Raw genomic sequence first — 22,771 nt, 5'->3', positions numbered from 1 at the left:
AGTTTGAAACGCTTACCAAAATAAGAACCTACGTTCTCACTTGGGTAAGAGTTTCTTAGAAAAAAAAGCCTCTACATGTAGCAGAGGCTTTTATAACTAAACGTTACAAGATTTACTTGTGAACACCTAGCTGATCTCTCCAACCTGGGTATAGAGAATCTGCATCACCTGGGAATGACTCGAATGCACGAGCAAACTCATTGTGTTCTTTAGCAAACTCAATTGGATCAGCTTTAGCCATCCAACATTCGTACGCTTGACGCAATGACTTAGCGCCCGCTGCAGGAGAATCAATATGTCCGTAAGAACCACCACCAGAAGTGTTGATTACATTACCGTGACCTAGGTTTTCGAAGAAACCTGGAAGACGTAGCGCATTCATACCACCAGAAATAATTGGTGTAGTCGGCTTCATACCGTGCCATTCTTGGTGATAAACTGGACCTTGAGCGCTATCACGTTCAATCATGTATGCAATATGCTTATCATCTGCACCACCTTCCATCTTACCGAAGCCCATTGTACCCACGTGGATACCAGACGCACCCATAAGGCGAGAAAGCTTAGCAAGAACAAATGCAGTGTAACCACGAACTGAAGATGGAGATGTAATCGCACCATGACCGGCTCTATGGTAATGTAAGTATTGACCAGGGAAGTTACGACGTGCTGTAGTAACCATACCACAACCACCAACATAACCGTCAACTAAGAATGCAACGTGATGAGCATTCTCACCGAATGCTTCCAAGATGTATTCACCACGGGCAATCATCTCATGATGATCATCAGCTGTAATGTTTGCAGAGAAAATCTTAGCTTCACCTGTTTCATCTTGTGCACGCTTCATTGCATCAGCAACTAAAGGCGTTACATCCTTCATACGAGCATAAACTTGGTTACCTTGAGGCTCATCGTTCTTGATGAAGTCGCCACCTAACCAGAACTGGTATGCAGCTTCAGCAAAAGGCTTAGGACGCAAACCTAACTTAGGTTTAATAATAGTACCAGCAATGTAACCACCATTTTCACGGTCGCGACCTAATAGGCTCCAAAGATCAGTGATATCCATAGATGGGCCATCAAAGATGTCAAGCATCTGCTTAGGAACATGGAAGTCAATCATTTGCGCATCTTGAACATCACCCATGCCTTGGTTGTTACCAATAGCAAGTGTCAAGAAAGATACAACCATTGCACGACCGTCAATTACATTGCGGTCAAATAAGCCACATGGGTATGCAATCTTCATGATGCCTTTAGCTTCATCAATTTCATATACCATTGCATCTAGATCTTTAGTAAAGTCGTCTGTTGTGCAAACTTCTACGTTTGTACCTGTTGAAGACTCAGCTGCAAAGTGAGCAGCAGTTTCTAAATAGCCAAAAAAACCAGGCATTGGGTGCATAGTGTATGTAACCAAAATATGGCCACCTTGTGCGATTAGCGTATCTTCGTCTAATGACAAATCAGCATATCTATTCGATTGATCCATTGTGGACTCCTATTTAACAAAAAAAATACCATTATAATTAATACCATTCATTTTGTAAGTCTTTTGTTTTTCAGTTTCAACATTTTTTGGCAAAAAATACCGATATAAAGCCATTTTTCTTAATAAATCCTTATATATTTTTATAAATATTTATTAATAAAAACTAATCAAAAATTTAATAAAAATAAACTTTACTTATTTATTAGGGTATTTATATAAAACCTTGTTAAAACAAGGGTTTATATAAAAACATATTGCCAATATGGTTAGTATCAATAATCAAATTAGCCATAAAAAAAACACCTAATAAAATAGAGGTGAAAGCTAATTTAAATACTTGATTAAAAAGGTAAAATAATATTTTTTTATTAAATAATAATATTTATTTATGATTAATTACACACTTAAACAATTGTATAGCTTTGAAGCGGTTGTGCGCACCAAAAGTTTTACCCGAGCAAGTAAAGAGCTGTTTGTAACCCAACCTGCTGTTTATATGCAGATACAACAACTCACTAAAAATATTGGGGCAGATCTTATTAATACCAAAGGAAAAACAGTGACACCAACCTACATTGGAAAAATGTTTTATCAGACCTGTATCGACGTTATTGATACGCTTGAAAAAAGTAAATTAGATATTGATCAAACGCTAGATCCTGAAGCAGGTCATTTGCAAATTGCCGTTGCCACGACCACCAACTCATTTGTTAGTCATATTTTGGCTAAATTTAAGAAAAAATACCCACGAATGTCTTTTTATTTAGATGTAACCAATCGTGAATCATTACTTAAAAAGCTTGATAACAATGAAGCGGATTTGATTATTATGGGGGAACCCCCAACAGACATGCCTCTGATTACCCAGCCATTTATGGAGAATCCTCTAATTGCTATCGCTCATCCAGAGCACCCCTTACTTAAAAATCAGAAAAATACCATTAAAAATCTCACTAATGAGACACTTATTACTAGAGAGCAAGGCTCAGGTACACGCATTACCATTGAAAGAATTATTGGCATGCGACTCAACTCTGATATTGAAATAAACTCTAATGAAGCTATTATCCAGGCTGTTCAAGCTGGACTGGGTATTGGATTTGTATCCAAACATACGGTTAAATTAGAGCTTGAAAATAATGTTATTAAGCAGCTTGATATTGATAAATTTCCGATTACTCGTCATTGGTATGTTGTGCATCATTCTAAAAACAAGCTTTCGCCGATTGCCGAACGCTTTAAAAAATTTATCGTTGAAAATAGTTAAAAAACTATTTTCTTAATAAGTAGCGCAATAGCCACAAGAATAACCAGACCTAGTATTTTCTCCATAGTCTTTGGGTTAAACTTAAACGAACCCATATAAGAGCCTAAAAACCCACCCACAACGACTGCCACAATCAGAGGTATATATTCAGATAGATCGATCGAATTATAGTGCAAACGCGATACCAATCCTGATAGAGACACCACCCAAACAAACACCACACCCGCTGCTGCTGCTTCTTTTTGCGTACCAATATTTAGCATAATAATCAAAGGCACCAAATATACGCCGCCGCCAATACCGACAATACCCGCAACCAATCCCATAATAGAGCCAGCAATTAAAGAAATGGCAATTTTACCCCAATGGTTTAATTGCCACCTAAAGCCTGTATCTTTCCAGAAGTAAATTCGTATAGCAACTAATATCAACGAGGCCAGCAGTATCCATAAAAATACTTGTTTAGGTAAATGCAGCGCGCCACCTACATAAGCGAATGGAATTGCTGAGAACAAAAATGGCAGAATAATACGCAACTTACCATGCTTGTTACGCAAATAGTTATAACTTCCAATGGTCGTTACAAAAAGGTTAAGCGATAAAGAAACCATCGGGATCACTAAAGTAGACATGCCTGCAATCACCATAATGGCTGTATAGGATGAGCCGCCCCCCATGCCAACCGAAGAATAGACAAACGCCACAATAAAAAACAAGAACGGCAATAGATAATCAATATAGAGGACTGCTTCCATGTGGGTTTATTTTACGGATAGCCCCACTCAATTGATTGACCTAAGTCAACAATTATGAGAATACAATGGTTTTATTGTTACAGGTTAAAACGCGATCTTCTAGATGATACTTGAGGCCTTTAGCTAGGGTAATTTTCTCAACATCCTGGCCCATTTTTTTCATGTCATCGGCGCTATCACCATGATCAACACGCACCACGTCTTGTTCAATAATCGGCCCTTCGTCCAAATTAGCCGTCACATAATGACAGGTTGCGCCAATCAGCTTTACTCCACGTTCAGCGGCACGTGCATACGGATTAGCGCCCACAAATGATGGCAAAAATGAATGGTGAATATTAATAATTCTACCGTTATATTCAGCACACATCTCTTCAGGGATAATTTGCATATAGCGCGCTAGAACAATCACATCTGGATTAAAGCTGTCAACCGCTTGCATCATTTTCACTTTATCAGCCTCTTGAGTGTCTTGGCTAATACTTACTTTTTTAAACGCCACGTCGTACCAACTAGCCAGCTTTGAGAGTTTGCTATGATTTGATAAAACACCAATAATTTCACCTTCAAGCTCGTCTTCATGGTCGCGATGCAAGAGATCTGCCACACAATGTGAGGCACTTGATCCCATAATCAAGATACGCTTAAGCTGTGTAGCGTCACTCAGCTTCCAAGCCATGTTACACCGCTCGGCTAAAACAGAAAAAGCCTCTTTAAATTCATCTAAAGAACAGGAGATAGAGTTTGATTCAATCTCAATACGCATAAAGAAGTGCTGGTTTTGCTCATCCAAATGATGGTGCGCTTCTTTGATATTGCCATTATATTCAAGAATAAACTGACTGACAATAGCCACCAATCCATGGGTATCAGGGCAAGAAATCAACAATCGATAAACACTCATGTTCGATACTCCGCATTAATTTTGACATAATCATAAGAAAAATCCGTCGTCCAAACACTTTCTTGTAGATCGCTGGCGCCAATTTCTATGGTAATCACAATATCGGTTTTTTGCATTTGTGCACTACCCAGCGCCTCTGTATAAGTAGGATCTGGCTCGCCTGCCTTGACTAGGCTAACTGAATTTAGATAAATATTAATATTACTAATATCCAAGTCTTTAACATGTGCACGCCCCACGGCTGCCAAAATACGTCCCCAATTTGCATCACTAGCAAATAAAGCTGTTTTAACTAAAGGAGAGTGTGCGACCGTATAGGCCACTTCTAAACAATCATTATAAGTACTGCCACCCTTGACACATACTTCAACAAATTTTGTGGCGCCTTCACCATCTTTAATAATTTGATGCGCTAAAGACTTTGTCACTTCATTTAGCGCCTCTTGAAACACGTCTTTGCAATCAGCGAAATTAATACCGCTTGCCCCTGTTGCACTGAGTGTACAAGCATCATTAGTAGAGGTATCACCATCAACGGTAATTCGATTAAAAGACTGATTGGTCGCCTGTGTTAAGCAAGCTTGCAACTGATCTTGAGTCGCCTTAATATCAGTAAAAACAAAGCTTAACATGGTGGCCATATCAGGACGAATCATGCCTGAACCTTTGGCAATACCACTAATAGTTACCGTTTTCCCGGCCACATCGAATGTCTTGGAATGGGTTTTTTCTAGCAAATCTGTAGTTAGTATGCCTTTCGCCACCTTATCCATAGCGTCTTCTGACAACTGGGCAGCCACACTTGGAATGCCTACTTCAAACTTAGAGACATCAAGCTGCTGGCCGATCACGCCCGTTGAAAAAGGTAGCACTTGCTCTGTTTTAATATTTAGCTCGCTAGCCAACAACTCACAAGTTTTAACCGTATTTTTCAACCCTTGCGCACCCGTTCCAGCATTCGCATTACCACTATTAATTAGTAGTGCCAATGGCGAGCACTGCAGGTGATTTTTAGCCACCAAAACAGGTGCTGCACAAAAAATATTTTGAGTGAAAACGCCTGCAGTTGTTGACCCTTTAACCAATGAAATAACCGACAAATCCAGGGCGTCATTATTTTTAATATGTGCATTAATTGCACCGCAAATTACACCTTTAACCTTTAATAACGCTTGACTCATAACTGATAAAAAATCCTTAATAATTAAGGGTATTTTACTGACTTACGAAGTTTTTGAAGATTTTTTATCCAGATACTGGAAAACACCCATTAGTATTGCACCAAACAGCACCATAATCAACGCTGGAATTGCAGCACGTTCAAACAAACCTTCAGCACTAAGCTCATACACTTGGATAGCCAAAGTATCCCAGCCAAATGGGCGTAACAGGTAAGTAGCTGGCAACTCTTTCATGACATCAACTGCTACTAACAACCCTCCTGCCAAGATTCCCGGCATCATCATGGGTAAATACACCTGCCAAATAAGTCGTAATCGCGACGCACCTAAAAGCCTTGCACTTTGGGTGTAAACCGGCTTAATTTGTTGGGCGCTTGCCTCAATTGAACTATAAGCAATAGCCATAAAACGAGAAACATAGGCAAAAATTAAGAGTGCAATGGAGCCAAAAATAAGATGATTAATACTTTCACCACCCCAATGAATATTCACCTCAGAGATTTGATTAATCCCATATAGTAGCCCAACTGCCATCACTGAACCCGGTAGAGCATAGCCCAATGTAGCCAGTCGAATGACGCTTTTAAGCCAAATACTACCTTGCTTACATCGTCCCGGTAGCGCCAATACAGTCGCAATCACCACCGTTATCAATGCAGCTGAGATGGTTAAAATAGAAGTAGATGTGATCAAATCAAAATATTTTGAACTCCACTCTTCGCCCACCGACGCCCAACCCCAAACAACCAACTGCAACATTGGCAAGGCAAAAGAAAACATAAACACACTTAAGACAAATAAACTAATCAACCAACCAATGACCCCTGTAGCCTGATAAGGTTTTTTATTAACAACATCTGCTGAATAATATTTAGCCTGACCGCGCGCTTTCTTTTCAAAATAAATCAAGAAAAATGCCACCAAAACTAATAAAGATGCCAGCTGAGCTGCCACTTCAATTGAGCGGAAATCTCCCCAAGCAGAGTAAATAGCGGTTGTGAATGTATCATAATTAAACAAACTCACCACACCAAAATCTGCCAGGGTTTCCATCAGTGTTACTAGCAGCCCTGCCGCTACTGCCGGACGAGCCAAAGGCAAGGAAATTTTAAAGAAAACACGAATGGGGTTAGCACCAAGCAACTTACCCGCTTCAATCATGCTAATTTTTTGACGCTTAAACGACGCTCTGGTCATCATGTAAACATACGGATAAAACACCAATACAAAGGTAAGAATAATCGCCCATGAGCCAGCGCGAATATCAAATCCTGGTAAGCCTAAGACTTCGCGCATCCAAACTTGTACATAACCTGAATAATCAAAAACCCCTAAATAGACAAATGCTAAGACGTAAGCAGGAACCGCAAAGGGCAAAAATAGCGCCCATTCCAACCATTTTCTACCCGGAAACTCAACCATCACCACCAAATAAGCCAATACAGTGCCTAGCAACGTGACACCGAGACCTACCCCAAATAACAAAATAACCGTTGAACTGATTAAGTCAGGTAGCAAATTTTGAGAAAAATGCGTCCAGAGTTCATGCTCAGGAAGTAGCCAAGAAAATGCCACCACAAAGATTGGCATGGCCACTAACAAAGCTAGTAAGCTAATCCAAATTTTTGAGCTAAGACAGTATTTTTTCAAAATTTTTCTCTTATTTTTTAATTTAATACTAAACAACAAAACCCAAGTATCTAGCCTGGGTTTTGTTGTTTAGGTTAACTTAGGTTTATCGATAGCCTTTTATCTGCATCAACTTAACCGCTTCAGACTGCAAAATACCTGCCTGTGACAAATTCATGTTATCTTGTTTGAAAGACCCCCAAGTGGACACTACCTCATCTGCTGCAATATTTTGATTAGCCGGATACTCTTTATTCAAAGAACCATAAATCGCTTGCGCCTTTGCAGATGATAACCATTCTAACAATTGTATAGCGCTAGCTGCATTAGATGCATGCTTAGTCACGCCCGCACCAGAGACATTAACATGTACACCTGTTGTGTCTTGATTAGCCCAAAATAGCTTGAGTGGCGCTTCTGGATTTTTCTCAATCAGACGGCCAAAGTAATATGTATTGACCAGTCCAACATCACACTGGCCTGCCAAAATAGCATTCATGACATGCGAATCCTTAGCATTCGGTGTGGCGCTCAAATTATTCACCCAACCATTAACAATATCACCCGCCTTTTCCTTACCATGGTGGTAAATAACAGAGGCCACTAACGATTTGGTATAAACCTTTTTACTGGTTCTTAAACATAGGCGCCCATTCCATTTCTCACTTGCAAGATTTTCATAGCTTGATAGTTCATTAGGGTTAACGCGGTCCGTTGAGTAAACAATCGTACGTGCACGAACTGATAAACCCGTCCACAATCCTTGAGGATCTCTTAAATAAGCAGGAATATTGCTTTTTAAGATATCTGTTTGCACACTCTGGAACAAGTCTTGCGAACCTGCATACCAAAGATTACCCGCATCGACTGTCATAAATATATCTGCTGGCGTATTAGCACCTTCAAGCTTCAAACGCTCAATCAACGCTCCGCCCTTACCTGTTAGGTAGTCAACCTTGACGCCTGTATCTTGTGTAAAGGCTTGAAACAATGGCTTAATTAAATGCTCTTTTCTAGCACTATAGACAGTGACTGAATCGTCACTTGCTGCTTGCACTGCTGACATACTTGACACTAATGCCACTGATAGCATAATTGCTGATGAAACCCATTTCTTAATATTCATTTTACTTTTTCTCCTGATTTTTTTATAAATGATAATGATTATCAATTACTAATGATACTCATTATCATTTAATAGTCAAGCGCTTATTCTGAATTTTTCCCACTTTATCAGCAAGGGCATTAGCCTCATTAATATCATGTGTCACCAAAATTGAAGTGGTGTTAGTTTTTTTAAGGATGTGTCGAACTTGCGATACTAATTGATCACGATGATTTTTATCCAAACTAGAAAAAGGCTCATCCATTAACAAGATTTTGGGCGAAGGTGCCAGGGCTCGAGCCAGAGAAACTCGCTGCTGCTCACCTCCTGATAACTGATGCGGATACTTACTTTCAATACCCTCTAAACCAATCATCGACAACAATTCTGCCACCCTTTGCTGTTGTGTATCGCTAGCAAGATTATGAATGCCAAAGCTAATATTCTTAAAAACTGTCATATGTGGAAATAACGCATAATCTTGAAACACCATACCAACTTCCCGGTTTTCTGGTGTCACCAAATGAATGCCGTCCCGGGATAATTGAACACTGTCTAATAATACATCTCCATTAGCTGCCTCATCAAGTCCTGCTATAAATCTAAGTGTAGAGCTCTTGCCACTACCACTATCCCCCAGTAAGGCAAAAATTTCACCCTGCTCAAGGCTCAGATCAAAGCCTTCTAAAACAATATTGTTTTGATAGACAACCGATAAGTTATGAATAGCCAACATAAAGTGTAAATACTAATAAGAATGATTCTCAATATTATACAAGACGACGGATTACAAAACCAACAAACTCTTTAAAGATGTTCATCATCTATAGTGAATGGCATTTAGTAGCTATAATAAAACAACAACTTGTTATTAATAGGGGTATTACCCAATGATCAAATACAACTTGAAAAAACTATTCACAAGAAAATATTTGGTTTTATTACCTTTGGCCTATTTTTTATTAATCAATGCTTTAGCCTTTGTGCAAGATATTAATGAAGGATATCATGACAACCTGCACTTATTTAATGAGGGCTTAATCTTACTTTTAACCATTGTGGCAACTACTATAGTATGGAAAGAGATTAAAGCGGGCTATCGCAATGAAAAATCATTAAAAAAATCCATACAACGCCTAGATTTGGATAATCTTAACTATTCTAAACAAGTAAAAATATTGAAGCATGAATTGTTTCAAGTGGTTAGCGCTCAGCTTGAAGACTGGTTATTAAGCAAATCAGAACAAGAGGTGGCAATATTGCTACTAAAAGGCTTGTCGCTGGATGAAATTAGTCAAATCAGAAAGACTAAAGAAAAAACAACCCGTCAACAAGCCTCTGCAATTTATAAAAAATCTAACCTCAAAGGTCGGCACGAACTTTCCGCTTTTTTCTTTGAAGATTTGCTTTAATCATTATCCCAGCCTCTAAACCCAGTATTTGGAATGCGAACATTATCATCATCAAAACTACCAGTATCTGCATTTTGGTGACAAGCGCTACAATTGGCAATAGAGCCCACTTCTTTTTGTTTAATTAGCTTGTCTGGAATCTCACGATGCTTACGAATAATATACGGGGTATCGGTAATGCGTAAAGGTGTGTCAATCGACCCAAGAGAGCGCATGATTTTTCGTGAACGTTTATATGAAGAATTATCGGCCGCGTTTTTTATTAAATAACTGGTTAGGCTGTTAACGCTCACTTGATCATCAAATGCAATATCTTCACCAAAATGATCTGTCAATTCCTTATTGCTCATTAGCCGATCCCATGATCTAGCTGGCAATAGCCCTGGCTGGTAAGTAAAATGGCATGCGCCACATTCTTCCTGATATAAGTCGTTGTTAACCGCAGCAACACCTCGCTCTTCGCCACTAAAATAACGCCAAATACTACTATCTGATTGACTTTGTAGTGCAAAAAAAGTCACCGCAAAAAATAAAATAACTGATACATTTTTTTTAAACATAATTTTCTCCTTAGTTTGTTCTTATAAATTCAATAAAATTAACTTTCTCTTCCGGGGTGCATTCGCGCTTATAAGTAAACTTACAATTGCGTTTCAACCATTTATTTATCTTACTAACTTTGGTTAATCGCTTCGAGTTTGTATTGGGCGATAAAGGCTTGATCAATTTATTGGTCTTAGTATGTGAGCCTGATTGAGCAAGATCACTACCATGACAACTAGCGCAACTTTTTCCAGGAATTAATTCATACTCCCATAACTCTTGACCTTTAGAGGCGCTGGGAGACACCAAACTTGTGCCCGACCATGACTGATACAATTGGTTAAAATCAACAGCTTGTGCGTGACTTGTGCAAGCAAATAATATCAACACAGTTAGATATTTTTTATTCATATTTTTCCCTTATTTTCTATAAAATGAAGACGTCCAGTAATCATCATCAGTGGCATGTTGACTCGGTATCGGTAACTTGAGTATAAAACCCCTAGAAAATGCAACGTAATAGCAAATAACATAAGGTGTGCGGCAATACCATGCAGCTCTTTAATTAGAAAAGACTGATCATCACTAATAACAGTAGATAGCCATAATAGTGCACCGCTAAATTCAAACACCGCCTCCAATAACAAGCCACTAAACGTTGTTATTAATAACGTCAATATCATGGCCAGTATCATGCTGCTACCAGCAGGGTTATGCATTTGAAATTTAACTTTGACGGATGAAAGTAATTTAGATAAGTAAGTAAATATCAGCTTTGGGTGATTTAGGTAATTTTTCCAAAGTGCATTTTCATCACCGATAAATCCCCATAATATTCTTGCAACAATAACACTGATTAACAAATATCCAGTAATGATGTGCATGGCATCAGCGCCATCGCCCTGATCTCCAGTGATAAACAAAACACTAAATAAAATGACAACACTCCAATGGAAGACCCTGACCATAATATTAATGGACGCTTCTTGGATTAATGGCATTGACTGGACAGACTTCATTAGTAAATACACTTCTCAATTAAAATAACTTGCAATCAAGAATAACGACAATGGCTTGCAAAGTCTATTGGACAAAGGTTCGTATATTACTAAAAGGACGCAACTTTAGGACATATGTCTTATTTCAGTTACCAGACTGAAATCGCACCAATAACACGAATGGCTACTTACAGTGGTGACATTCAGTCTCAGTAACAACTGGAATAGCTCTATTACTGGCATTACTGCCTGTTGTCATCAACATCATCACTGAGATAATTAATATGACGATAGACACGCCAATCCATAGTAGTGAGTGCATTGGATGTTGTGAGAATGTGCCGATTTGATAAAAAACAGTTGCTGAAAAATAGGCTAAGCCTGTTGCCCATAGGGCACCTACAATCGCCCATTTTTTACCCACTTCACGCGTCATAGCACCAAAGGCGGCGACACATGGAAAGTATAAAAGAATAAACAATAAATAAGCAAAAGCACCTATTTTTCCATCAAAACGAGAAACCATCACCCCAAAAGTATCTGCAGAAACGGCTTGCGACTCTGCCGCTAAATCTTGAGAATGTGTATCATCCAAAACACTCAAGCCTAATGGGTCTGAAATATTTGACACGGCCTCTGCTATATTAACAGGAATGGTTGCTAAAGCTTCACTCACACCATTCACCAAATCATACTCAGCCGCTATCTCATTGGCATCCACTGTTACATCTAAATTTGAATACAAGGAGTCAAGCGTTCCAACCACCACTTCTTTAGCCAAAATACCTGTGACAATACCAACCGTTGCCGGCCAGTTGTCTTGATCAATACCCATCGGCTCAAAGACAGGTGTAATGGTTTGTGCCAACGCACTAAGTGCTGAATTCTTAGAGTTTTGATTACCAAATGAGCCATCCATGCCCACACTGTTCACGACATTAATAAGAGTGACCACTATCACAATCACCTTACCTGCGCCTAGTACAAAGCCCTTTAATTTATTCCAAGTGTTAATACCAAGATTTCTGAATGAAGGTAATTGATAGCCCGGTAACTCCATTAAGAAATCACTAGTATCAGCGCCTCCTTTAAATGCGCGCTTTAAAATTAAGCCGGTTAATATGGCAAACATCACACCAATTAAATATAAGGAAAACACAATATTTTGCCCACCCACCGGGAAAAAAGCCGCCGCAAACAATGCATACACAGCGAGTCTTGCGCCACATGACATAAAAGGTGACATCATCACTGTAGTAACCCTTTCTCTGTGAGTATCAAGTGTTCTGGCCGCCATAATGCCGGGCACATTACAGCCAAAACCCACAATCAAAGGAATAAACGCCTTACCTGATAGGCCAATACGGCGCATAAATTTATCCATCACAAAAGCAGCGCGCGCCATATAACCCACTTCTTCTAACAAAGTTAAGAACAGATACAAGGAGGCAATAATAGGAATAAACGTTGCCACAACTTGAATGCCGCCACCCACGCCATCCGCTAAAATTACTTGCATGAATTCAGGTGTACCAATGGAATCGAGCACGTAGCGTGTGCCTTCTACAAAAACAACTCCGGCAAAAATATCAAAAAAATCAATCAGTGCGCCACCAAAATTAATACTAAACAAAAATAAAAGATAAATAACTGTCAAGAAAATTGGCACGCCCGTCCAAGCGCCCAATATCCAATGATCTATGGTATCAGATAATGTTTTTTTAAAACTTTTTGCATGGGTAGTGACCGCCTGAGCAATACTATTTGCTCTGTTAAATCTCGTTTCAGCCTCTAATAATTCTATCGCTTTATGATCACCCTGTAAATCGGTGATTTTTTTTATTGGGTATTCGATGTTAAACGCCTGTAGAGGCTGATAGTGCGTAATAGATTCGAGTAATTGTGTTAAATCGGCTGCTCCTTTTAATGACACAGGAATCACTTCACAAGCAAAGGCGCCCTTTAAAGCTGCGACATCGATTTGCATATCACGCTTAGCAACAACGTCCATCATATTAAGCAAGACCACGACATTCACCCCAAGCTCTCTAAGCTGAGTTGTTAAATATAGCCCTCTCTCTAGTGTGGATGCGTCGACAATATTAAAATATAAATGATCAGGATTATTAAGCACAAAGTCCCGAGCAATTTGCTCATCTATGGATGAGTTTTTATCGTCAATCGAGTACACCCCTGGCAAATCAGTGACTGAAAATTGCTGATTCTCAATATAAAATTCACCCTCTTTGCGTTCAACTGTCACACCCGGCCAATTACCCGTACGCTGCTTAGCACCTGTTAATAAATTAAATAATGTTGTTTTGCCGGCGTTAGGATTGCCAATTAAGGCGATTTTTTCAAAACTCATAACTCACGCACCTCAATAAGCTTGGCCAAAGTTCTGCCTACACTAACTCTAGCATTACCCAGTGCCAGCACCATATCTCCCCCTCGATTCCTAAGTACAACAATACTAGAGTTGGTATTAATACCCAAACCTAATAACTTGATTTTCTTTTCATGCGTCGCATTAATTTGACTAACTAACCCTTGTTGGTCAGTATCGAGTGTGCAGAGTAATTTCATAGATTGTATTATTTTAAACGGTTAATAAAATCTTTCAACTGTTGTGGTGTTAATTTTATATAAGATTTTTTACGAGTCACTTTACTCCCTATTTATTGTTAAATAATTAATGCAAATGATACACGTTATCATTTGCATTAATATAAGAATTAAAAAATAGTCCATTTTAAAAATTTCCGAAATAAATAAAATACAGGACATTAAGTTGTAAAAATAAGGTGTTTTTCTTGAAAATCAAGCTCTAAACCCTTTCAAAAGACTCTTATTTATAATATTTTCACCCAATTAAATAGCCATTCACAAAATTTCCTAAATTTTTATACCGCATTGATAAATACACAATCAGCGCCAGATGTCATAAAATGGTCAAAATATTAAATACGAATACGCAATAGCTATGAATTTAGAAAATCGCGCAAAAGCCAGTCAAAAAGTAACCATTATTGGTGCTATCATTGATTTCTTGCTAGCAATCTTTAAAGTTATTGTTGGCACCTTGGGCAATTCAGGCGCTTTAATCGCCGATGGCATTCACTCATTTTCTGACTTATTATCAGATGGTGTTGTACTCTACGCTGCCAAGCATTCAGCCGAAGAGGCAGATGATGGACATCCTTACGGTCATGAGCGGTTTGAAACTGTTGCTACACTTGGTCTTGCCATCATCTTAGTCATCATTGGCATAGGGATTATCTATGACGCGTTTGAGCGTTTATTTAGCCCTAGTGAGCTATCGTACAACGTGCTGCTGCTTAGTGTTGCCGCGCTATCAATTTTTTCCAAAGAAGCGTTATATTGGTATACGCTAAAAGTGGCCAAAACTTACAAATCAGACATGTTGAAAGCCAATGCCTGGCATCATCGCTCTGACGCTCTCTCTTCTATCGTTGTATTTATTGGCATTTTGGGTAGCCTTAATGGCTATTTGTACTTAGATGGTGCGGCGGCAATCGTAGTAGGATTCATGATTATCTATATTGCTTGGGAGCTAGGACTGGGTGCTACCAAAGAGCTGGTCGACTCTTCGATTGATGCAGATCAGGTAGAAAATCTTAGAAACGCCATTGGTAGAATTAGCGGGGTTAATAGCGTCCATTCATTACGCACTCGTAAAATCGGGCATGCAATCTCTTGCGATGTGCATGTACAAGTTGATCCTTTTTTAAGTGTGAGCGAAGGTCATATTATTAGTGTGAGCGTCGAGCGTGTCGCTAAAGAGTGCCTAGAGGATCTTAATGATGTAACTGTTCACATCGATCCTGAAGATGATGAGACCGTTGCCCCTTACGCAACCCTTCCAGAGCGAGCTGAAGCGCTAGGAATGTTAACAAAAGCCTTATTTAGCAATAAATGTGATGGGGAGATTGAGCGCATTCAATTGCATTATCTAGATAGTAGAATTCATGTTGATTTTTACCTGCCACTAAGCTGCCTGGAATCTGACCAAAGTAGTGATGAAATCTTATCTAAATTACATGAAACAGTGGATGCTTTAGAAGGATTTGGAAAGGTTAAGGTTTACTTTAGTAAAAGCTAAAGACTGTGATAGGCATGACATATAGCACCTGCTAACGCATCTGCCGCATCCTCTTGAGGTGCTTTGTTAAGCTTTAAGGACTCACACACCATATAAGACACTTGATCCTTACTCGCGTGCCCTTTGCCCACAACTGCCTTTTTAATTTGATTGGGGCTATATTCAACCATCGTAATGCCATTCATACCTGCAGCCGAGATAATAGCGCCCCGTGCATGGCCCAGCTTAATAGCTGCATCAGGATTAGGTCGATCAGGGCGCATAAAAGCACGCTCAATCACTACGATATCGGGCTGATATTTTTTAACCACCTGATCAATTTCTAAAAAAATCGTGGTAATTCGATCTGTCAACTCACCCTTAGTACGAATGCAGCCGCTAGCAATATAGCTAAATTTAAGCTTTTGAGCTTCAATCAGGCCAAAGCCTGTGATTCTTGAGCCAGGGTCAACTCCTAAAATTTTCATGAACTATTACAAATATAAATACCTAAAAAATAAGTTTACTATAAAAGTATTTCTAGCTGAACAAAAACCCATATTAAGCCTTAAAATCTTGTTGCACAGGTTGATAGATATAAGGCATTTATGATATACTTTAGCCCTTTAAGATTAAACAAGGATAAATCATGGCAGTATTAGAGCTAAACAAAGACAACTTTGACGACACTATTCAAAACAACGAGCTAGTTATCTTGGATTTTTGGGCACCCTGGTGTGGACCTTGTAAATCATTTGCACCAACTTATGAAGCCATGAGTGAAAAAATTGATGGCGTAACATTTGCCAAAATTAACACCGAAGATGAGCAAGATTTAGCCGGTAAATTCCAAATTCGCTCTATTCCAACTTTGATGATTTTCAGAGATCAAATCGCTATTTTTTCACAACCTGGTGCAATGGCAGAAGCAGACCTTGAAAATGTTTTAAATAAAGCGAAAGAGCTTGATATGGATGTTGTGCGTAAGGAAATTGAAGAACAAGCGAAAAGCTAAACTAAATCTGAATAGCCTTTTTCACTAAACCCAACTCTTATATTGCCATCTGTTACTAAAACAGGTCGCTTGATAAGGGTTGGGTTTTTTAACGTCAGCTCTAAAGTGATATTAGCCTTTTGTACATCGCTCAAACTTCTATAAGTTGTAGAGCGTTTATTGATTAGCTTATCCCAGCCAATTTGATCAACAAAACTTTGTAACAGTGTTGGCTCGATTGGTTGCTGGCGAAAATCTATAAACTCAAATTCAACTTGATGATCCTCTAAAAAACGCCTGGCTTTTTTAATGGTGTCACAATTTTTAATGCCGTACATGGTTATCATCTGCTGACCTACTGATTAAAAAATTCAAGAATTTCTTTATGCTCATCGTCAACAATAATACGCAACCCTTTTTGAGGATAATGCCAATAAGACACGCTTGGAGAAGCAGACTCTATTTGCTCTGGCTTGCCAAATAAATTCAACATCACTTCCTCACTTAAATCGGTCTTAGGTACAAAGCTCAGAGATTTAATCTGATAATGCGACATTAGTGCCTCACCAGTTGTTGTAAAGGTAGTTTTCTTAACCCCTGAAGGCATTAACATAGATTGGTCTATATTTTTTCTGAGCATTTCAAGGTGCTGAGCATCTACTGCCAAATTTAAAATAATATTAGCGCCAATACCGCCTACTTTGGTACTTGGAAAGTATACTTCTAGCTCAGGCTCTATGTGTTCACGCTCAAACAGTGATGCCTCAATCTCCACACCAAACTGGCGCGCCGCATCAATTAACTGACTACGACCCATGGTCAATTCAAAAACCACAGTTTGACCCTGCTCATTTAGATAACTTTGCCAAGGCATGGCCTGATTTTCAGGCATTTCAACATCACGCGTTAATAGAAAAATTAGCAAAAATGCTAGTATGGAGCCTAATAACGTGTAGCCAACTATGTGTCTTTCTTTCATCGTTTAAATGGTGGTTTGCTGGCTTTTTCTCTCAGCCAGTTTAGGGTTTTAAATGTTGGATCGTGGTTAATAATCTTAAGCTCAAGTTTGCGCTTACCGGGAAACTCCATTAGAAACAATCCCAATAAAATTGATATAACGCCCTGTCCTGGGGTAACAAGCATAATGATTCCAGCAAGCAATAATGCTAGGCCAATAACACTTTTAATAATTACCGCAATAACATGACCAATATGCTTAATTTCTAACTTATGGGGATTTTCCATAGTGAAATAATCACTAGCAATAAGTCCGAGTAAATATGGTGTTAATAACAAAGTTAAAACAAACACAACTGCAGAAATCAAGCTGACTAATATCAATAACTCTTCGTATTGATTAAAATATTCAAACAAATCTGCTAGCATGACAATAAAAAAGTAACTGGCCCATCATTGGTTAAAGACACTTGCATATCTGCACCAAACACCCCACTTTGAATCTGCGCATACTGCTGAGAAATACTCGATAAAAAGTATTCATAAAGCTCTTTAGCTTCTGCGGGGACTTTAGCTGTTGAAAATCCAGGTCTTGTGCCTGAGTTAGTGTCTGCTGCTAAGGTAAATTGAGAGACCAACAAAAGCTCGCCTTCAACATCCTTAACTGATAAATTCATTTTTTCATCTGCATCATAAAACACTCGGTAGGCCAATATTTTTTTAATCATTTTATTAACCTGTGCCTGCTCATCATTTTTCTCAATGCCAATAAACACCAAAAGACCTTGATTAATCGCACCTGTTATCTGCCCATCGACCTCTACTTCGGCTTTAGAAACGCGTTGAATTAGAGCTTTCATTTGATATTAAGCACTTAAGTGTGATACATCAGCAACCGACAAAAACAGCGATCTAACCCAATAGATTAAATTAAGACGAGCCTGCTTTAGTTCAGCCACATCACTATTAACCATCACTTGGTCAAAGAACTGGTCAATACTCACTTTAAGAGAAATCAACTCACTCATACTGGATGCATAATCTGTAGAGTTAGACAATTTTTCAGCTACCGCTTGCGTCTGAGCAAATAAAGTTTTTTCTGCTTTTTCAACCAATACAGAGGCGTCCACCTCAATGGATAAATTCTTTTGATCTTTGAGCATATTAGCAATACGCTTATTGGCCTCAATTAAACTCTCAGCAGCCTGATCTTGAGTAAAGATGTTTAAGGCCTCAACCCGTAGATGAAAGTCGTATGGAGATTCTGGCGCCACTGCTAACACCGCCTCAAACGCCTTACCACTCACTTGTTTTTCTTTGTAATAAGCACGCAGGCGATCCATCATAAATGTGTAAATAGCAGGTGCACATTGCCTATCTACATCGGCAGAGTGAGCGGATAAAGAACTGGCGATTAAAGCCTTAAGGTTTAGCTCAAGCTTACTCTCCACCATAATTCTTAACAAGCCTAATGCCATTCTACGTAATGCATAAGGATCTTTAGATCCTGTTGGCCCTTGTCCAATACCGTAAATACCGGTAATCGTATCAAGCTTATCTGCAATAGCAACCGCCAAGCCTGTCTCGGTTGAAGGTAGCGTGTCACCAGAAAATCGTGGATGGTAGTGCTCACTAATCGCTATTGAAACAGCAGAACTCTCCTGATCGTTCTGAGCGTAATAACCGCCCATCACCCCTTGAAGATCGGCGAATTCACCCACCATTTCTGACACCAAATCTGTTTTACAGAGTAATCCAGCGCGCTTAGCGTCCGCTTCATCAATGCCAATCATTTTAGCAATATCGCCTGATAAAATCTCAATACGCTTAGCCTTATCGCCCATAGAACCTAGTGATTTCATAAACAACACACGATCTAGCTTTTCTAAGCGCGAGTGTAGTGTTTGAGATTTGTCTTGCTCCCAAAAAAACTCTGAATCCGCTAATCTTGGTCGAATAACTCGCTCGTTACCGCTAACAATAACAGCAAGATCACTTGATTCAATATTAGCCACCGAGATAAAACTTGGTAATAATTTGTTATGCTTGTCTAGCATATGAAAATATTTTTGATGAGATTTCATAGCAGAAATAAGCGCCTCTTCAGGCACCGCTAAAAATGACTCGCTAAACCCGCCAGAGAATGCACGAGGATACTCAACCAAGGCACAAACCTCACTCAATAGCGACTCATCGATCACTGCTGTTGCTTTATTCTCAGTGGCCACTTGGATAACCTGCTGTCGAATCATCTCTTTTCGCGTATCAAAATCAACTTCGATTTGTGCTTGCTGTTGCATAATAGTACGATAGTTTTTAGCTTGGTCAATCTCAATCGTTTTTGGACCTGTAAAGCGTAAACCGTGTGTGACATTACCTGCATTCAAACCCATCACCTGCGTTTGAATAACCTCAGCACCTAATAGCATCACCAGCCAATGCGTTGGGCGTACAAATTGCTGCTCAGAACTCCCCCAGCGCATAGGCTTGGCAATTGGAATATTTTTAATAGCAGTGTCAACTACTTGCGCCAATAAGTCTTTAGCTTCCAAGCCTTTTTGTTCTTTACTAAAGAAATAATAATCTGATTTTCCAAATGGTTTTTTATCAAGCTCAGACGATAACACCCCACAAGACTTTGCAAAACCTTCAACTGCTTGCTCTGGTGCAGAAACCGAAGGCCCTTTGCGCTCAATTATTTGATCCTCTTGTTGGCATTGTAAATCACGTACCAAAACCGCTAAGCGACGCGGAGTAGCAAACGACTCAACTTTGGCATGACTAAGCTTTAATTCAGACAATTCTTTAACTAAATTAGCTGTCAATGCTTGTGAGAGTTTTGGTAATAGTTTAGGTGGTAACTCTTCCGTGCCTAATTCGAGTAAAAAATCTTGTGTATTCATCATAATAAATTTTAAATAATTTGGAATCGAAGCTGGCCATTGGACAAATCAATCATCACTGAGCGAGCGTATAACTTAGTTGGCACTACATCAAACTTCTTATAAACACCCGCAATGGAAACTAATTCTGCATTAAACGATTGTACAAAAATAGTTGCTTTATCATCGCCTTGAATGCCAGCGAATAAACTGCCCTGAACCTCTTTATAAGCAGAAATAGAGCCAAATGACATAACATCAGCGCCCGCTTTAACCTTGGCCAATAGCACCAAGTCTCTATCTTCAGCGATCACCTGCTGAAACGAATAAACTTTATTGGTAATAATTTTTGGTGCTTGGTAGATCTTGTCTTGATGTGGATTTGGTGCGCTTGGTGTTGGTTGTTGTGGCGCTTGAGTTTTAATTTTTGATTTGCTACTTGGCGATAATGATTTTCCAAATACAGCCAAACCAGAGAACTTTGCAAAATCAATTAACTCTTGTTTACGTGAACGAATACCCACTGCCACCATTTCATTTTGCGCCAAAATTTCAATTAAAACCGCTAGTTCATTGGCTTGAAAGTTTTTATGTTCAATTTCCAAGATCACCGGGGCGTGCTGAAATTGCGATTTATTGCTACTGGCAAGCGTGGTAATTTCGTCCACCAAAGCGTCGGTGTTATTTGTTAAAACCCTTAACGTGTAGAGTGCCTCTGTTTGAGTAATAACTTCAATCTGATTCAACTGCGCCACCCTTGCGTGCAATCTAAGAAATGCCATACTCGGTTCATCCCACCATCGCCACTTAACATCAACTCTAATGGGGTTTTGTGTTTGAACTTTTTCACACTACGCTTGAGCCAGACACTGGCATATTCTTTATTGGTAGGAAAGGTGGTTCCCAATGACTCGTGAATGCCTAGAATCATTCTACTACGCTTCACCATATTGTCATTAAATTCAAACGCTTTGTCGCCACGGCGATATAAATACAAATGCCTAGGCTTGATGATATCCTCAAGACCCAAAATAATCAATTGATCGCTATCTTCTAATTTCCAATTTTCTAAAATTTGTGAAAGCTGGAAAGTTAACTGGTTTTTTTCATCATCATTGAAATTAACGATGTCTTGCTCTGAGGCGGTATTTTTATGCATCAATTCACCCTAAAATGGAATAACACTTCGCGATCAAATACACTTTTATCAGGCGCATGTGGCAGTGGCGAAGCCTTGTAAACTGCCCTCTCAATAGCATCTTTAAATACTTTTGCTTTGGCGCTATTGCTAACATTGCAAGATTGCAAATTAACACTTTGTACATTGCCGTTTAAATCTTGCAATATGTAAACATCACAACCCCAATCATCTTGTGCGCCTTGATAGCGCCATTTTTCTTTAACTCTTGCAGCAATTTGATTGACATAATTTGCCTTTAATTCGCTTAAGATATCTTCTTGAGCAATCTCTCTTTCTTGATCCTCTTCCGCTTGAATCTCTTTCTTTAGAGAGCGAGTATCTTGTTCTTTTTCAAACTTATTAGCCTCTACAGCTCTTAATTTTTCAATTTTTTGCTTTTCTTGTTCAGCTGTCTTTGCTTTACTTTCCGCTATCTTTTTGCGTTTTTCAGCTTCAAGTGCTTTTTTCTCTGCTAATTTCTTTTTCTTTAACGCTTGCTTGTTTTTCTTTTCAGCAGCTTTTCTACTTTTTTCAGCTTTGGCTTTAGCTTGTTGCTCTTTTTTGGTTTTTGCTTTTAATTTTTTCAAGCGTTGCTGTTCTTTATAACGCTCATTTTCGACACGTTTTTCAGCACGCTTAAGGTCTGCTAAGCGTTTTTCACGCTTTTGCTTAATAGTAATTAAGCGCTGCTTTTCTTTTTTAATTTCGCTCAAGTCAACAGTGACTGCTTTAGGCACTGAATGGGCTGAGGATTTTGGCGCTGTTTTAGGAATCTCCCAACGCTGAACACTCGAAAACACCAAGCCAATAACCAATATCACATGTAGCGCGATTGCACTCCAAAATGCCACAGGATGCTTGTTGGCAATTTTGGGCAGCTTAATGTTTTTAATTAGCTCAGTTTTCATTATTGACCATCGCCCGATTCAGTCACAATGCCAACCTTATTAACACCATTTTTTTGCAAGAAAGACATAAGAGACACGACCGATCCATACGCCACACTGGCATCACCCCTGACAAAAACTTTCATGGTTGGATAAATCTCTAGGCGCGCACTCACACGACCTGCAATAATACCGAGTGGTAGTTTTTCACCTTGGGCAACATCTGAATCATCTTCATTCAGTGAATTAATAAAATACTCACCTTCTTTATTAATGGTGACAATGGTAGGCTGTTGCTCAGTAAAATCTACCATTTTGGCATCAGCTGTTGGCAAATCAACCTCAATACCTTGCTCAATAATAGGGGTTGTCATCATAAAAATGACTAACAGCACTAACATAACATCAATATACGGCACAATATTGATATGTGCATCAACACTTGGTCTGTGGCGTTGAGGTAGCTCCATCATAACTAAA

At 39.1% G+C, this 22,771-nt stretch carries 26 protein-coding genes; 4 read left to right on the top strand and 22 right to left on the bottom strand.

Annotated features, from left to right (window positions below; translation table 11 throughout):
* Positions 1 to 112 precede the first annotated feature (112 nt).
* On the bottom strand, positions 113 to 1,495 hold the full coding sequence (locus SP60_RS06720; RefSeq protein ID WP_053951892.1) for a ribulose-bisphosphate carboxylase: 1,383 nt from the start codon (positions 1,493 to 1,495) through the stop codon (positions 113 to 115).
* Positions 1,496 to 1,883: 388 nt separating this feature from the next.
* On the opposite strand from SP60_RS06720, the gene SP60_RS06715 reads away from it, so the two are divergent.
* Positions 1,884 to 2,762, top strand: coding sequence for a LysR family transcriptional regulator (locus SP60_RS06715; RefSeq protein ID WP_053951891.1), 879 nt, complete (start codon positions 1,884 to 1,886; stop codon positions 2,760 to 2,762).
* Here SP60_RS06715 and SP60_RS06710 read toward each other — a convergent pair.
* The 6 genes from SP60_RS06710 to SP60_RS06685 all read right to left on the bottom strand — a co-directional run bounded on the left by SP60_RS06710 (position 2,759) and on the right by SP60_RS06685 (position 9,072).
* Entirely contained in the window at positions 2,759 to 3,517 is a 759-nt protein-coding gene (locus SP60_RS06710) for a sulfite exporter TauE/SafE family protein (RefSeq protein WP_053951890.1), read from the bottom strand. The two genes, SP60_RS06715 and SP60_RS06710, sit on opposite strands and share 4 nt — an antisense overlap.
* A gap of 52 nt (positions 3,518 to 3,569) precedes the next feature.
* Positions 3,570 to 4,421, bottom strand: coding sequence for a formyltetrahydrofolate deformylase (gene purU / locus SP60_RS06705; protein WP_053951889.1), 852 nt, complete (start codon positions 4,419 to 4,421; stop codon positions 3,570 to 3,572).
* Positions 4,418 to 5,602: a bifunctional glutamate N-acetyltransferase/amino-acid acetyltransferase ArgJ gene (argJ, locus tag SP60_RS06700; protein ID WP_053951888.1), complete on the bottom strand. Its 1,185-nt coding sequence runs from the start codon at positions 5,600 to 5,602 to the stop codon at positions 4,418 to 4,420. The genes purU and argJ overlap by 4 nt, the downstream gene beginning before the upstream one ends.
* 42 nt (positions 5,603 to 5,644) lie before the next feature.
* Complete coding sequence (locus tag SP60_RS06695) at positions 5,645 to 7,252, bottom strand: ABC transporter permease (RefSeq protein WP_053952242.1); 1,608 nt, start codon at positions 7,250 to 7,252, stop codon at positions 5,645 to 5,647.
* A gap of 85 nt (positions 7,253 to 7,337) precedes the next feature.
* Positions 7,338 to 8,357 carry an extracellular solute-binding protein gene (locus SP60_RS06690; protein WP_053951887.1) on the bottom strand — a complete coding sequence of 340 codons (1,020 nt, stop codon included), beginning with the start codon at positions 8,355 to 8,357 and terminating at the stop codon, positions 7,338 to 7,340.
* 64 nt (positions 8,358 to 8,421) lie between these two features.
* A complete protein-coding gene (locus tag SP60_RS06685; protein ID WP_053951886.1) occupies positions 8,422 to 9,072 on the bottom strand; it encodes an ABC transporter ATP-binding protein in 651 nt (216 codons plus the stop codon).
* A gap of 154 nt (positions 9,073 to 9,226) precedes the next feature.
* Here SP60_RS06685 and SP60_RS06680 point away from each other — a divergent pair, with 154 nt between their 5' ends.
* Entirely contained in the window at positions 9,227 to 9,748 is a 522-nt protein-coding gene (locus SP60_RS06680; RefSeq protein ID WP_053951885.1) for a helix-turn-helix transcriptional regulator, read from the top strand.
* Here the strand turns inward: SP60_RS06680 and SP60_RS06675 are convergent.
* From SP60_RS06675 to SP60_RS06655, 5 genes are all read right to left on the bottom strand, one after another.
* Entirely contained in the window at positions 9,745 to 10,308 is a 564-nt protein-coding gene (locus tag SP60_RS06675; protein WP_053951884.1) for a diheme cytochrome c, read from the bottom strand. The two genes, SP60_RS06680 and SP60_RS06675, sit on opposite strands and share 4 nt — an antisense overlap.
* Before the next feature lie 10 nt (positions 10,309 to 10,318).
* Positions 10,319 to 10,702, bottom strand: coding sequence for a DUF1924 domain-containing protein (locus tag SP60_RS06670; RefSeq protein WP_053951883.1), 384 nt, complete (start codon positions 10,700 to 10,702; stop codon positions 10,319 to 10,321).
* Complete coding sequence (locus SP60_RS06665) at positions 10,699 to 11,310, bottom strand: cytochrome b/b6 domain-containing protein (RefSeq protein ID WP_082319658.1); 612 nt, start codon at positions 11,308 to 11,310, stop codon at positions 10,699 to 10,701. The genes SP60_RS06670 and SP60_RS06665 overlap by 4 nt, the downstream gene beginning before the upstream one ends.
* Before the next feature lie 163 nt (positions 11,311 to 11,473).
* On the bottom strand, positions 11,474 to 13,657 hold the full coding sequence (gene feoB, locus SP60_RS06660; RefSeq protein ID WP_053951881.1) for a ferrous iron transport protein B: 2,184 nt from the start codon (positions 13,655 to 13,657) through the stop codon (positions 11,474 to 11,476).
* Positions 13,654 to 13,875: a FeoA family protein gene (locus tag SP60_RS06655; RefSeq protein WP_053951880.1), complete on the bottom strand. Its 222-nt coding sequence runs from the start codon at positions 13,873 to 13,875 to the stop codon at positions 13,654 to 13,656. Before SP60_RS06655 ends, feoB begins: the two co-directional genes overlap by 4 nt.
* Positions 13,876 to 14,272: 397 nt before the next feature.
* Between SP60_RS06655 and SP60_RS06650 the strand changes: the two genes are divergently transcribed.
* Entirely contained in the window at positions 14,273 to 15,412 is a 1,140-nt protein-coding gene (locus SP60_RS06650; RefSeq protein ID WP_053951879.1) for a cation diffusion facilitator family transporter, read from the top strand.
* Here SP60_RS06650 and ruvC read toward each other — a convergent pair.
* Positions 15,409 to 15,879, bottom strand: a complete 471-nt coding sequence (gene ruvC, locus SP60_RS06645) for a crossover junction endodeoxyribonuclease RuvC (RefSeq protein ID WP_053951878.1) — start codon at positions 15,877 to 15,879, stop codon at positions 15,409 to 15,411. The two genes, SP60_RS06650 and ruvC, sit on opposite strands and share 4 nt — an antisense overlap.
* A gap of 161 nt (positions 15,880 to 16,040) precedes the next feature.
* On the opposite strand from ruvC, the gene trxA reads away from it, so the two are divergent.
* On the top strand, positions 16,041 to 16,406 hold the full coding sequence (gene trxA / locus SP60_RS06640; protein WP_053951877.1) for a thioredoxin: 366 nt from the start codon (positions 16,041 to 16,043) through the stop codon (positions 16,404 to 16,406).
* On the opposite strand, the gene SP60_RS06635 is transcribed toward trxA, so the two are convergent.
* The 9 genes from SP60_RS06635 to tolR are packed head-to-tail and all read right to left on the bottom strand — an operon-like array spanning position 16,403 to position 22,764.
* Positions 16,403 to 16,732, bottom strand: a complete 330-nt coding sequence (locus tag SP60_RS06635; protein WP_053951876.1) for an arsenate reductase — start codon at positions 16,730 to 16,732, stop codon at positions 16,403 to 16,405. The two genes, trxA and SP60_RS06635, sit on opposite strands and share 4 nt — an antisense overlap.
* 8 nt (positions 16,733 to 16,740) lie before the next feature.
* Positions 16,741 to 17,364, bottom strand: coding sequence for a hypothetical protein (locus tag SP60_RS06630; protein ID WP_053951875.1), 624 nt, complete (start codon positions 17,362 to 17,364; stop codon positions 16,741 to 16,743).
* Positions 17,361 to 17,771, bottom strand: a complete 411-nt coding sequence (locus SP60_RS06625) for a PGPGW domain-containing protein (RefSeq protein WP_053951874.1) — start codon at positions 17,769 to 17,771, stop codon at positions 17,361 to 17,363. Before SP60_RS06625 ends, SP60_RS06630 begins: the two co-directional genes overlap by 4 nt.
* Positions 17,765 to 18,202, bottom strand: a complete 438-nt coding sequence (dtd, locus tag SP60_RS06620; RefSeq protein WP_053951873.1) for a D-aminoacyl-tRNA deacylase — start codon at positions 18,200 to 18,202, stop codon at positions 17,765 to 17,767. The genes SP60_RS06625 and dtd overlap by 7 nt, the downstream gene beginning before the upstream one ends.
* 6 nt (positions 18,203 to 18,208) lie before the next feature.
* Positions 18,209 to 20,248: a glycine--tRNA ligase subunit beta gene (gene glyS, locus SP60_RS06615; RefSeq protein ID WP_233487250.1), complete on the bottom strand. Its 2,040-nt coding sequence runs from the start codon at positions 20,246 to 20,248 to the stop codon at positions 18,209 to 18,211.
* An 8-nt stretch (positions 20,249 to 20,256) separates the two neighbouring features.
* The gene (minC, locus tag SP60_RS06610; protein ID WP_082319657.1) at positions 20,257 to 21,006 is read right to left on the bottom strand and encodes a septum site-determining protein MinC; all 750 of its coding nucleotides are present in this window, start codon (positions 21,004 to 21,006) and stop codon (positions 20,257 to 20,259) included.
* A complete protein-coding gene (locus SP60_RS06605) occupies positions 20,967 to 21,383 on the bottom strand; it encodes an antitoxin Xre/MbcA/ParS toxin-binding domain-containing protein (RefSeq protein WP_053951870.1) in 417 nt (138 codons plus the stop codon). Before SP60_RS06605 ends, minC begins: the two co-directional genes overlap by 40 nt.
* A complete protein-coding gene (locus SP60_RS06600) occupies positions 21,383 to 22,312 on the bottom strand; it encodes a TonB C-terminal domain-containing protein (protein WP_053951869.1) in 930 nt (309 codons plus the stop codon). The genes SP60_RS06605 and SP60_RS06600 overlap by 1 nt, the downstream gene beginning before the upstream one ends.
* Positions 22,312 to 22,764 (bottom strand): protein TolR, encoded by a 453-nt coding sequence (gene tolR, locus SP60_RS06595; protein WP_053951868.1) that lies wholly within the window; start codon positions 22,762 to 22,764, stop codon positions 22,312 to 22,314. The genes SP60_RS06600 and tolR overlap by 1 nt, the downstream gene beginning before the upstream one ends.
* Positions 22,765 to 22,771 lie beyond the last annotated feature (7 nt).

The organism is Candidatus Thioglobus autotrophicus (assembly GCF_001293165.1).
Classification (GTDB): domain Bacteria; phylum Pseudomonadota; class Gammaproteobacteria; order PS1; family Pseudothioglobaceae; genus Thioglobus_A; species Thioglobus_A autotrophicus.
The sequence above is the reverse complement of the archived record's forward strand: the minus strand, read 5'-3'. Positions and strand labels throughout refer to the sequence as shown.